We start from the raw sequence: 12,207 nt of genomic DNA on the forward strand, positions 1-12,207 counted from the left end.
AGGCGCCGGTCGGGATTCTCGACCGGCAAGTCCTTTGTGGACCTCTTGGCCCGGGTGGTGCGCGGGTTCTACCTCTCTCGACGGCGACCGCCGCGGCCCTTCGCCCGTAGACCACGGCACGTGCGGCGACTTATCATGAGATTGCACAGCGTGTCAAGGGCTGACCGAGTGGGTGGTCTTCATGCGCAGTTATCTCGTGGTCGCGAACCAGACCCTCCTGGGTCCGGAGCTGCAGAACGAGCTCCACAAGAGGATCGAGGCGGGGCCGAGCTCCTTCTATGTGCTCGTCCCGAACACCGCCGCCGCGCACTACCACACAGTGCCCGCTGCCGGCGGCTTGATGCCGATGCCCAGCGTGGTGATGGACTTCGGTCGACCTGCCTCCGACGAGGAGGCGACAGCGCAGGCCCGGCAACGGCTGGACCAGGTGCTCGCCGACCTCGCCGTGCAGAAGGTGCAGGCGGACGGCGACCTCGGGAGCGCCCAGCCGCTCGAAGCCATCGAGAAGGTGATGGCGGGTCGCGAGTTCGACGAGATCATCGTGGCCACGCTGCCCCGGCGCGCCTCCCGCTGGCTCCGGGCCGACCTGCCGCACCAAGCCGAGCGCCGGTTCGGCCTGCCTGTCACCACGATCACCACGAAACGCTGACCGGCCCGCGCGGCAATGAAATCGACGCAGGAGGAATCACCGTTCTGTTTGATCAGGTACCGAGTCGGAAAGTCACAGACCTGGTGACCGAGGATCACGAGGGAAACATTCCATCGTGATTTCGCGATAGCTTTCTCCGGGCGAACTTTTCACCGCACCGGCCCGGTTACCGAAATCGATCCGCGGCCCGACTTGGCGCGACCACTGTCGACCGAGAAGGCTCTACCACGAAGGTCGCGACCCGGGCCGGGTGCCCGAGTTACGCGAGCGTGCGACGGGTGCGTGCGAAGAAATTGTCGATCAGCCCGACTGTCCGACGGCGCTGTTTCAGGACGGCATGCCGCGCCAAGACGGGTGAGCACGCGCGATACCCCACCGTCCGGTAGTCGAACCGGGCGGCCGCGGTCCATGCCGATCGCCGGAATTTTCACGTTAATGTGGATTCTGCTCGGGTTCGGGTACTCGCCCTGCCTCGGAATTGGAAGGAGCTGGGATGACGACGACGGGCACCACGACCGAAGACAGATATCCGACGCGGATCGGCGGCGAACCGGCGCTGCTGCGCCGGGAGGTGCCCGCGGTGTGGCCGGGTCGGCTGCGCGAGCCGTTCACCCCGGCCGAGCTGGCCGCGCACGCCGAACGGGGATATTCGATCGTCCCGTCGTCGGTCACGGGGGAGGAGCTGGACCTGCTGCGTGCGGAGCTGGATCGGCTCTGCGCCGACGAGACGCTGGCAGCGGACGAACGCGTGGTGCGGGAGAAGGCTTCCGGGGCAGTGCGGTCGATCTTCGAGGTCCACCGCATCAGCCCGCTCATCGCACAGCTGGTGCGCGATCCCCGTGTGCTGGACCGGGCCCGGCAACTGCTCGGCTCGGAGGTGTACGTGCACCAGAGCCGGATCAACTGCATGCCCGGCTTCCGCGGCAAGGGTTTCTACTGGCACTCCGACTTCGAGACCTGGCACGCCGAAGACGGCATGCCCGTTCCCCGCGCGGTCAGCCTGTCACTGGCACTGACGGACAACCACCCCTACAACGGCGGTCTCATGGTGATGCCCGGTTCCCACCGGGAGTTCGCGCAATGCGCCGGCGCCACCCCCGGGGACCACTACCGGGATTCACTCAAGGAGCAGCAGGTCGGCGTGCCCGACGAGACCACGATCGCGCGCCTGGCGGCGGCCCACGGGATCGACCAGTTCACCGGCCCCGCCGGGCACGCGCTGTGGTTCGACGCCAACCTCATGCACGGATCCGCCGACAACATCACTCCCTACCCGCGTTCCAACGTGTTCGTGGTTTTCAACAGCGTGGAGAACACCTTGCGGGAACCGTATGCCGCTGCCTCGCCGCGTCCCCCGTTCGTCGCCGCCCGCGACTTCACGCCCCTCACGCCCGCGCACTAGCCGCAACCTGGCCCGCAGTCGAGAGTTCCCGGCGGTACTCGCAGGGGCGGTCCACCGCGTGGACCCCCCGAGATTCGCTGCTGTTCGACGAACCCCTGTCCAATCTGGACGCTGATCTGCGCGACCGATCCCGCCGTTCGACAACGCTGCCGGGACACCGGGAACCACTCGACACCGGACGCCTCTCGTGCCGCCGGCCCGGAGGCGGCGCAACCGGGCGAGAGGCGCTGACCCGCCCGCTCACGGCCGGAATGTCGTCCCCGCTGGGAAACCCGCGCTCCCGCTGTGCGGGCGCCGTGGAGCAGCGCCTCAAAGGCCTCGACGCAGTGCGCCATCGCGTTGAGACCGCTCGCGGCTGACAGGTCCATGGGCAGCGTGCAAGTCAGCTCCGGGTAATAGATGACCGTCCGCGGCAGCACCCGCGGATCGGTCCCCGTCGTTTTGCGGGCCGCGTCGGTGAGCCCCACACCCGAGTGACTTCCGACCCCACGTACATCGTCGAGATCGCGATGATCGGCGGGCCGGTGCTCAGCGCGACGGCCTTCGCCGTGTCGGTCGTCGAGCCGCCGCCGACGCTCAGCAGCGAATCCGCGCCGGCCGAGCGCGCCGGCTCGCGGGCCTCACCCGCGACCGGGACCGGAACACCGGCTTTCCTGGCACCTGGCGCCGGCCGCTCGACTGCCGGCAGTCGCCGAGCGGCACGGCGCGACACCCGGCGCGCTTGCGGTGGCCTGGACGCTGCGCAACCCGGCCGTCACCGGCGCACCGGTTTCGGTGAGCACTGGTACGCACCGCCGGCGCGGAAGCAACCCGTGCCTGGAGATCGATGCATTCTTCCCCAGTCACTGCGAAATGGCGGAACGGTGGCCGTCCTCTGGGTCGAAAAGCTGGCCCTGTATCCGCCAGCGGACGGGTTCCGTCCCTGGACGCCGCTCGCCTTCGCGTCGCGCGGCTGTCACGGAACCGTGGATAGTCGAAGGGCCAGTCGTCTGGGGACCACTAGCCTCCGGCCTTGCCTGCGAGCCCATAAGCGCCCCTGGCGACGCGGGTGAGGTTTTCGCTTCAGCCCGGTGCTGCGCGTACAGCTTGGCGTACGGTCCGCCAAGGTCCAGCAGGTCTTGGTGCCGACCGGATTCGATCAGCCGCCCGTGGTCCAACATCAGGATGTGATCTGAAGCCGGAGCCAGGGACAGATCATGGCTGATCAGGATCGTCGTCTTGCCGCTGGCCAGCCGGCGCAGTGGTTCGATCACACGCTGGACGGCACGCGCATCCAGCCCGGCGGTGGGCTCGTCCAGGACCAGGATCGGGGTGTCGCGGACGATGGCCCTGGCGATCGCCAGCCGTTGCCGCTGCCCACCGGAGAGCCGGTGGCCGGCGCCGTCCAGCGCGGTCTGATATCCCTCCGGCAGGGCGGAGATGAACTCGTGGGCGTCCGCCGCGACCGCCGCGGCCACGATCTGGGAATCCGTGGCCGAGGGCCGTCCGTAGGCGATGTTGTCACGCACGGTGCCATGGAAGACCTGGGTCTGCTGCAGCACCAGGGTCACCTGTTCGCGCAGCGATTCGGTGGTGATACCACGCAGGTCGAAGCCGTCGAGCCGAATACTGCCTGAAGACGGGTCGGCGAAGCGCAGTAGCAATTTTGTGATGGTCGACTTGCCGGCGCCGCTGGCCCCGGTGATCACCACCAACTGGCCACGGCGGACCGTGAACGACAGCTCAGTCAGCGCGGACCGGTCGGCATCGGGATAGCGGTAGCTGACCCGGTCCACGCTGATCTCGCCACGGGAGTGGGCCAGCACGTGGGCACCCGCGTGGTCGACGACCGTCGGTCTTGTGTTCAGCAATTCCGAGATGCGGTCGGAGCTCGCCGTGGCCGCGTTCACCATGATCGTCAGAGAGCCGAGCTGGCGCAGGGGAGGATAGAGATAGCCGACGTATGCGGTGAACGCCAACACGCCCCCCGGGGTCAGGTGATGCTGGCTGATCTCCCAGATCCCTGCGCCGACCACCAGCAGCAACGCCGTGACCTCCGTGATGTCCACCAACGGTGCGTACGCTCCGGACACCCGTGCTTCGCGCACCTTGGTTCGCATCCAGGACGCGCCGTGTGCGTGCAGCCGCTGTTGTTCGGTGTGCTGTTGGTTGTAGGCCTGCACCAGGGGCAGGTTCGTCAGGCTTTCCTGGACCGCAGCGGTGATCATGCCGTTGTAGTCGCGCTCGTCGCGGGAGACTGTCTTGATTCTCTTCGAAAACGACCGTGCCGCCAGTCCGAATAGCGGGGCGAGAATAAATGACGCGAGTGCCAGGTGCCAGGATACGATCAGTGCGGCGCCGGCGTAGAAAATCGCGGTTACGATCGCACTGACGGTTTCGACCGTCCCGGACGCGGTCAACTGTTCGACCATCTCGATGTCACTGGTCACCCGGGCCACCAGATCACCGGTGTCATGCCGGGCGAAGAAGTCGGGGGAAAGCTGTTGCAGGTGTGCGTATACGGCGTCGCGCAGGCGAAGCAGAAACCGCTCTGACACCCAGGAAGTCAGGAGGCCGCCTCCGAACGAGGCGAAGCCCCCGACTGCGGCCATGCCGACCCAGATTGCGGCGGGCCGCCAGAACCCGCGGAGGTCGCCCGTGGTCAAGGCATCGTCGATGATCACACCGAAGGTCCAGATCGCCACGGTCTCCGCGACCGCGCTGATCACCAGCAATAGAATGGCCAGCAGCAGCAGACGGCGTTCGGCGCGGACATAGGGCCAGAACCTCCGGAATGCCTGACGTACCGACGCCGGCTTCGCGGGGCTGTCCGCGTCGCTCGTGTAGGTGCCGCCGTCGCTCGCCGCGGGAATAATGGCGGTCACGCGCACCTCGTTTCGAGTCGTTCCATGGACTGCGGCTTGGCCGGCCGGGTTGGGGAAAGAGTGAGGGCCGGCGCTTTCGACGCGCCGGCCCCTCCCCCCTCTTTCGGGATCAGGACTTGCTGGTCCTGACCGTCAGAACAGGATCAGCGACCGTAGCGACGGTTGCGGTTGTGCCGCCGGGAGTGGTCGTACGATCCCCCGTGGTCGTTGCGCCGCGAGTCGTAACGGTCGCGGTGAACCGGCTTGAAAGAACCCATCGTGATCTCCTCCTCAATACAGTGTGAATCTGTTCCGTCGGCGCGCCCCGACATCAACGACGGTACCCCGGAAATCGACTTGCAGACTTGGTTAGAGAAGTGTCGTCGAACACGTCGCATAGGCTGTGAAAAATGCGTAAGTAAAGGCGTTTTCCGACCATGGACCATATCTGCGCAGAGTGCGCAAAAGTGACGCCAACCGATGAAAGCCACACATTGCGCGCGACCCATAGATCAACTCCTGCGCCCACGTCGGATTGGAGCCAAACTGCCGCCGATCTTGACATCTTCATGGGCCCGGCTTGGCTCGCGCATCCTTGACACATGGGAAATAGGAAGCGCTGTAACCAACGTTGCTCGAATCGCTGTCTGGCTTGAAAGACGACCACATCAAGGGCTTCAGTTGATCAGCGTGCACGGTGCCGGCGTTGCGACATCCGGAGCCTCACCCGCTCGCGGCTGGAGTTCCACCGCCCGGCGATGGACCGGTCCGCTCGTTGCTGGAGTCATCGATCAGGCGAACCCTGTCGTCAGGGCTCCGCAGAGCGGGCGTTCGTGCGCGGCGGCGCGGTATTGCTGGCGAGAGCTGATGCCGAGCTTGCCGAAGATCCGGGTTGGTGAGGCCGCTGGGCGAAGTGAGCGATTCGAGTCTCTTGTGCGGTGAGTTCAGTGCTGCTCTCTCTGCGGCGGAGTGCGGGCGCCTCGCCCGTGGCAGGTAGTTCGCGAGCAGCTCACTCGGCGAAGCCGAGTCGCCAAGCGAGTCTCACGAGCGCGGCTGCCCAGGGCACCGCGTAGGCGACGTCATCGAGCAACGTTGCCTACGTTCGCGAATGTTGCGCCAGCGCCGGATTGCTCAACGGGCGGCGTGGGCGGTCGTCACTGGCTCCCGGTGCTTTCGGCGGTCAGTCCGAGGCCGAAGCGGGCGTCGGTGGTGCTGATGCCGCAGATCCGGCCGTGGCTGTCGGCCAGTTGAGCGGCGTCGGTTCGGCTGTGTACGGCGATCGTCCGAACGTTACTGCGTGCCTGCCGCCGCACTCGACGGTCGGTTTCCTCCCGCGTCCCACGAGGAAGTCACCCAGCGCGACGGGCGGTGCACTCACTGGTATTCGCGAAGCCTGGCAGGACTCAATCGCCGCACATCCAGCCGTATTTGCCGAGTCGTGGCCGGAGTACGCGGTCGACGCTCCACATGGCGTTGCCCGGAGCGGCCAGCAGGGCCAGGGCGGCGATGATGTACCCGATCGACGGGCCGATGTCGGTGGCGCCGGCCGCGGACCACGGGAGGCCGAACGCCTCCGCCGCGGACCAGATCCCGAACGAGTACACGGCGCTCCCGACATACACCACATTGCACAGCGTGCCGGTGAGCAGGCCGACCGCGATGAGCGTTTCGACAATGGCCGTCGCGACGCCCATGCCGGTGGGCGCCAGCGCCGCGATGTGCTGCCACAAGTCGATCCACTGGCGGATGACGGGAGTGGTGATCTGGTCGTGGATGCCGAACTGGTGGGCGAACACCTGGCCGCGCAGGAAATCGGGGCGCCACTTGAGCGAGGCGTCGATCGCCCACACCACCCCGAACAGGATCCGCAGCACGCCGGCCAGCCGGCGGCGGCCGGAGACCGGAGCCGCCGACTGATTCGGCTCCTGGTACTCCTGCACCTCCCGGGGCACCGGGTCCGTCCTGGTTTCTTCCGCGAACTCCTGCGGATCGGCCTCGCCGTCGCCGTCGTGCGGTTCTCCGTGCTTCATTGCCGCTCACCTCCCAGCGAACCGCTCGTGGATTCCCAGTGCTCCCGCTGCAGCAGCTCGAGGACGTCCTCGTCGTTCTCCGCCATGGAAACCTCCTTCTTGTCGCCTGAAGGCTTCCCCGGAACACGAAGTTCATGCCTCGAACTTTTCTGCGACGGGCAGCTCAACCTGGTCGGCGGACGAGCGGCGGGACCGGTGTCGGTGTGGGCGACCGCCCAGACGTCACCGGCCGCACAGCGCAAGGGCCGATACGTGCCGGAGTCGACCGCGCACCCGGCGAAGATGCTGCCTGCTGTCGCGGCGCACGCTAATCTCGATCGTGATTTTCTTGGCTATCTGTGTCGACTTGGTTGAGTTGTCGGATCACGTGACGGGTTTGTTGAATAGTAGCGTCCAGAAATTCCGTTACGGTCGCCGGTATGTGCTATGGCGAGGTTTTTGATTTTCTTCGAAGTCCTATTGACGGCTTGTTGGTTCTTCGACATGGATAATTGTGTGCTGCGGCGACACTTCCCTGAAAAGGCTTTGAGTGGTGACCATTCAGCTGTCCCCAAGGACCTTGTAGGACCAGGCTGCCGCGCCGGTGTTCTGCGGGGGCTGGAGCAGGAGGCGTTGATCCGGCGGAACTTGTGGCTGGATCCGCGTGATGGCGAAACCCGGTTTCAGGACTTCGCCGAGGAGTGGCTGGAGGCTGTGTCTCCGCGGCTGGAGCTGAACAAGGCCGCGAAATACCGATCGTTCCCGGACAATCAGCTCCTCCTGCAGTGGAAGGTGTGGCCCTTGATCGCGATCTTCAACGGTTACGTCGAGATCGAGCGTGGCTCTCGGAGCTGCACGAAGACTACGCAGAGTTGTCGGCGTCGTCGTACTTCGCGTTGTTCTCGACCATCCTCAACGGCGCTGTGCGTACTCGGATGATCCCGGCCAACCCCTGCAGCGGGGTCCGCGTGACCAGTGGCGAGTTCGAGACTGAGCGGCTGGTCGCCAGTCCGGCTCAGGCCCTGCGGGCTGCCATGCGGCTCTACGAGACGGGTCTGGAGAAGTCGGGGTTCGTGTTGTGCCTGACGGACTTCTACACCGGCGCCCGTTGGGGTGAACTCGCCGGACAGCAGCAGCACGAGTACGACGCCGACGACGCGCACGGCTGGGTCAGAAGATGAAGGGGATCGCACGGGTCAACGACCACGTGACCCCGGCGATGGTCAACCAGAATCTGGACGCGCTGGAGGAGCGGTGGCTGCGGTCGCTGGCGTCGTTGTATCCGGGCGAGCGGGCGAAGCTGGTGTCGTGGTTCCCGCACCTGCGGTCCCGCCGGGCGCTCGACACCGGTTCGGGGCCCATCGCCATTTCACGCCATCTGACGGCTGAAGCCCCGCCCCTCCGAAGAGGAGCAGGGCTTCTGACCTGCGGTTTCAGCTGGTGCGCGATACTGGGATTGAACCAGTGACCTCTTCCGTGTCAGGGAAGCGCTCTCCCGCTGAGCTAATCGCGCGAGGTGGAGACGGGATTCGAACCCGTGTACACGGCTTTGCAGGCCGTTGCCTCGCCTCTCGGCCACTCCACCGTGCAAGGCCTCGAAGAGCCTTTCGAGCGGACGACGGGATTCGAACCCGCGACCCTCACCTTGGCAAGGTGATGCGCTACCAGCTGCGCTACGTCCGCACTCTCCTCGGGTCCCGAATGCCCGGTTTGTGGCCCGGCACCCCGTCGCCGTGGTGTGGGAGAACCATATCGGACCCCGAAAACCGCCCCGTCACCGGGGCGCCATCTCCCGGTTGCGGGTCTGTGATCAGGCGAGATCGTTGGGGATGAGGTGGGTCAGGGCGTCGTCGACGTCGACCCACAGGTGTTCGTTGCCGGGGAGCACCACGTCGTACGTGCGGTCGAGGAAGTCGGCGAGCTCCTGGGCGGAGGCCTCGAACATGGCGTGCCCGGAGGGTGAGTTGAGCTCGATGAGCACGGACTCGGGGTCTTCGACGGAGGGGCGGATCCGCACGTCGCCGTCGCCGGCGTCGGCGAGGAGGCCGTCGGCGAGGAGGTCGCGGGCGTAGACCCACTCGACCCAGCCCGCGCGGCCGGTGCGGAAGGCGGCGACGACCGCGTAGGGGTCGCGAGTGTCGTAGCGCAGTTCAACCTTGACCGGAACCGCCGGGGTCCGCGGCGCCAGCAGGTCGAAGACCGCCGTCGAGCGGAGCGTCACGTGATCGTTGCGCATCGTCCTACCCTTCGTCTCCCTTCCCGGCCCGGACGACCGAGGACGACGATGAGACGCTCCGGAAAGCCGATTCCGTCGCGGGTTCGCCGGAGATCACCCGTCCGTGGTCGGCAGTACCGTTCCATCCTTCGTCGCCCGCGCCGCGCAGCCCTCCGCGGGCGCCCGCTGGGCAACCACACGTACATACTGCGCGGTTCGACCGTCGCGCGATAGCACCGTCGCACGGATGTCGAAGCCGGGCGCGAGCGGCCCCATCGCGGCACAACCCCGGCTAGCTCGGGGTTGTTCGCTCCGTATTCGCTGGTAGACGCAGGGTGTTCGCCGCCAACCACCCGTTTGCAGGCCCTCGAAAGTCGTGTTGTAGAGTTGTCTTCACTCCATGAGCGGGCGATTAGCTCAGGGGGAGAGCGCTTCGTTCACACCGAAGAGGTCACTGGTTCGATCCCAGTATCGCCCACCACATCGAGGCCCTGGATCCCACGATCCGGGGCCTCGACTGTTTTCCGCGCAAGAATCTTCGCAGGTCAGCACCTTGCGGTGGCGCAACCCGGCCCGGCGGTCGCGGGACCCGGCCCGATCCGGTCGATCACAGCTCCGCAACGGTCTCGGCACGGGTTCCTGACCTGCAATTTGCAGGTCGCACGCGGACAAATGACCTTCGCCGTACGACTCGCGTGGTTTTTGTGGCATGCGGACTCGAACTGGTGCCGAGAATGTGATCCTGAGCACTTTCTCGATCACGTTGGGGTTCGGACCACCCGAACGGCCGCATGCATTTCGCCCGCGCTCCGGCCCGGGCCGGCGGCGCGGTCCGCCGACGTTCGAAGGTTTCCGTCCGAGGCGCGGCCATTCCGGTGAATCTGGCGCGCTTCCGAGGCGCCCCAACGGCCTCGCGCATCAGCGGGCCCGGTTCGGCATGACGGGTGAACGAGGCGATCCCGCGGTGGGAGCACGGCGTGATCGACGCGCCGGCGCGCGCACCCCGGGGAGTATGGGGCCCGGCGGGGACTTCGCGTGTGACGAAAACCCGACGCCGTGACACCGCGAGGAGAATGTCACCCCCGGCGCGGCCCGATTCACTGGACCTCCGGGGAAATCCAGTGTGGACGCGTCCGGACCGGAGTGTCCACAGTGGAACATTTCGGTGGCCGGGACGCCCCGGGCCCGCCGCGGACGGTGGTGGAAGATTGACTACATTCCGTAGTTATCGGTGGGTTGCCACTTATTACTCATCGTCATCATCCCGTTATCTTCAAGCCATTCATTTGCGTGATGGAGCCGCAGGATGTGGCCGGAAATCCTTGTAACGAGTCCCGGATAGCCGCCGATACCTTGGCGTGTGTCGCTCCTTTGGTGGCTGAATCGGGTACGGGTCATGATCACGCTCCGAGATCAAACTTGTTCACGCAGCGTGCCGGCGGAGACCTTCGAACCATGCTCCTGGGAGGTCTGATGGAAGAGTCGGTGCGGCCCACATTCACGGTCAGCGAACCGCCGCGGCACATCGACCTCCAGGCGATGCCGGAGATCCCCGCACCCGCCGGCGCGGGGAGCGTGAAGACCGCGACGGCCGCGCAGGCCTCGAACGCGACCCGGCCCGCGCCCGTCGAGTCGACCACGGCCAAATCGCATCCCGCTTCGTGGGAGAAGCGTTACCGCGCCTGGGTCATCGCCAGTGACATCGTCGCCGCCTTCGTGGTGATCGGCGTCAGCGCCTTCGTGATCGACCGCGTGGCACCGCAGGACATGCACGCGTTCGGCACGGCCCTGGCGGTGCTGTGCGCGCTGCCGGTCAGCCGCGCGTGGAGCCCGCGCGTGCTCGGCGAAGGACCCGAGGAGTACCGGACGCTCGGCCGCGGCCTCATCGCCGCCGCCGTGCTGGTGGCGCTCGGCGGCCTGCTCTTCCGCGCGCTCGACGTGCAGCCGTGGGTGTTCATCGTGGTGCCCGTGATCGCGCTGTTCGCCTTTCCCCAGCGCTACCTGCTGCGCCAGGTCCTGCACCGCAAGCGCCGCCGCGGCCTGTGCCTGCTGCCCGTGATGGCGGCCGGCAGCCCCGCGACGGTGGCCGACCTCATCGCCCGCACGAAGACCGAGGCGCACGTCGGCTGGCGCGTGGAAGCGGTCTGCACGGTCGACGGCGGCACGGACCGCGGCAGCGGCGAGATCGACGGCGTGCCCGTGGTGGGCCGGCTCGAGGAGCTCTCCCGGCACGTGCGCCGCGGCGGCTACCGCGTCGTCGCCATCACCGCGGACCAGTACTGGACGCCGAAGCGGTTGCAGCGCCTCGCATGGGACCTCGAAGGCACCGCCGCGGAGCTGGTCGTGGCGCCGGTGCTGATGGAGGTCGGGGGACCCCGGCTCAACGTCTCGGGGGTGCTCGGGATGCCGCTGCTGCGGGTCACCGCGCCGCGGTTCACCGGTGGCCGGCGGCTCGTCAAGGAGGTCGTCGACCGCTGTGGCGCGGCGTTCCTCCTGACGCTGTTCTCCCCGCTGCTGCTGGCGATCGCGCTCGCCGTGAAGCTCGGCGACCGCGGCCCGGTGATCTACCGGCAGCGCCGCGTCGGCAAGGACGGCGAGAACTTCACGATGCTGAAGTTCCGCACGATGGTCCCCAACGCCGACAAGATCCGCCAGAACCTCGAAGGCGACAACGAAGGCGCCGGGCCGCTGTTCAAGATGAAGCGCGACCCGCGCGTGACCCGTGTCGGCGGGCTGCTGCGCCGCTACTCGCTCGACGAGCTGCCCCAGCTGTTCAACGTGCTCGCGGGACGCATGTCGCTCGTCGGCCCGCGCCCGCCGCTGCCGGAGGAGACGCGCCAGTACGCGCCCGACGCCCGCCGCCGGCTGCTCGTGAAGCCGGGCCTCACCGGCCTGTGGCAGGTCAGCGGCCGCAGCGACCTCTCCTGGGCCGACAGCATCCGGCTCGATCTGCGCTACGTCGAGGACTGGTCGCTCGCGCTGGACCTGGTGATCCTGTGGAAAACCTTCCGGGCCGTCGTCGGCGGGGACGGCGCCTACTGAGCGCCGGACGAGGTCCGTCGAAGCGGCCGCCGACCACCCGGTCGGCG

9 protein-coding genes, 4 tRNA genes and 1 pseudogene are annotated in these 12,207 nt (G+C 67.1%); 6 read left to right on the forward strand and 8 right to left on the reverse strand.

The features are described 5' to 3' along the window. The first annotated feature begins 181 nt into the window (after positions 1-181). Positions 182-649, forward strand: a complete 468-nt coding sequence (locus AB0383_RS41420; RefSeq protein WP_366190178.1) for a hypothetical protein — start codon at positions 182-184, stop codon at positions 647-649. A 493-nt stretch (positions 650-1,142) separates the two neighbouring features. Continuing rightward, positions 1,143-2,051, forward strand: coding sequence for an ectoine hydroxylase (gene thpD, locus AB0383_RS41425; RefSeq protein WP_364189609.1), 909 nt, complete (start codon positions 1,143-1,145; stop codon positions 2,049-2,051). Here the strand turns inward: thpD and AB0383_RS41430 are convergent. The 4 genes from AB0383_RS41430 to AB0383_RS41445 all read right to left on the reverse strand — a co-directional run bounded on the left by AB0383_RS41430 (position 2,048) and on the right by AB0383_RS41445 (position 6,924). Then, positions 2,048-2,518, reverse strand: a complete 471-nt coding sequence (locus AB0383_RS41430) for an iron-containing alcohol dehydrogenase (protein WP_366190179.1) — start codon at positions 2,516-2,518, stop codon at positions 2,048-2,050. The genes thpD and AB0383_RS41430 overlap by 4 nt on opposite strands. After that, entirely contained in the window at positions 2,434-2,763 is a 330-nt protein-coding gene (locus AB0383_RS41435) for an iron-containing alcohol dehydrogenase (RefSeq protein ID WP_366190180.1), read from the reverse strand. The genes AB0383_RS41430 and AB0383_RS41435 overlap by 85 nt, the downstream gene beginning before the upstream one ends. 130 nt (positions 2,764-2,893) lie before the next feature. Further along, a complete protein-coding gene (locus AB0383_RS41440; RefSeq protein ID WP_366190181.1) occupies positions 2,894-4,915 on the reverse strand; it encodes an ABC transporter ATP-binding protein in 2,022 nt (673 codons plus the stop codon). A gap of 1,382 nt (positions 4,916-6,297) precedes the next feature. Continuing rightward, positions 6,298-6,924 carry a hypothetical protein gene (locus tag AB0383_RS41445; protein ID WP_364171364.1) on the reverse strand — a complete coding sequence of 209 codons (627 nt, stop codon included), beginning with the start codon at positions 6,922-6,924 and terminating at the stop codon, positions 6,298-6,300. 84 nt (positions 6,925-7,008) lie between these two features. On the opposite strand from AB0383_RS41445, the gene AB0383_RS41450 reads away from it, so the two are divergent. Beyond that, positions 7,009-7,278, forward strand: a complete 270-nt coding sequence (locus tag AB0383_RS41450; RefSeq protein ID WP_364171396.1) for a hypothetical protein — start codon at positions 7,009-7,011, stop codon at positions 7,276-7,278. Positions 7,279-7,521: 243 nt separating this feature from the next. Next, positions 7,522-8,239: pseudogene (locus AB0383_RS41455) on the forward strand (integrase); the annotation flags it as partial. A gap of 102 nt (positions 8,240-8,341) precedes the next feature. Here the strand turns inward: AB0383_RS41455 and AB0383_RS41460 are convergent. The 4 genes from AB0383_RS41460 to AB0383_RS41475 all read right to left on the reverse strand — a co-directional run bounded on the left by AB0383_RS41460 (position 8,342) and on the right by AB0383_RS41475 (position 9,139). Then, a tRNA-Val gene (locus AB0383_RS41460) sits at positions 8,342-8,416 on the reverse strand. A 1-nt stretch (position 8,417) separates the two neighbouring features. After that, positions 8,418-8,488, reverse strand: a tRNA-Cys gene (locus tag AB0383_RS41465). A 25-nt stretch (positions 8,489-8,513) separates the two neighbouring features. After that, a tRNA-Gly gene (locus AB0383_RS41470) sits at positions 8,514-8,586 on the reverse strand. Between the two features lie 127 nt (positions 8,587-8,713). Further along, on the reverse strand, positions 8,714-9,139 hold the full coding sequence (locus AB0383_RS41475; protein ID WP_005159130.1) for an SsgA family sporulation/cell division regulator: 426 nt from the start codon (positions 9,137-9,139) through the stop codon (positions 8,714-8,716). Positions 9,140-9,524: 385 nt separating this feature from the next. On the opposite strand from AB0383_RS41475, the gene AB0383_RS41480 reads away from it, so the two are divergent. Next, positions 9,525-9,599: transfer RNA gene (locus AB0383_RS41480), tRNA-Val, on the forward strand. A 992-nt stretch (positions 9,600-10,591) separates the two neighbouring features. Further along, positions 10,592-12,160 carry a sugar transferase gene (locus AB0383_RS41485; RefSeq protein WP_364171394.1) on the forward strand — a complete coding sequence of 523 codons (1,569 nt, stop codon included), beginning with the start codon at positions 10,592-10,594 and terminating at the stop codon, positions 12,158-12,160. Positions 12,161-12,207: the final 47 nt, after the last annotated feature.

This window comes from Amycolatopsis sp. NPDC051373, from assembly GCF_040689465.1.
Lineage (GTDB): Bacteria > Actinomycetota > Actinomycetes > Mycobacteriales > Pseudonocardiaceae > Amycolatopsis.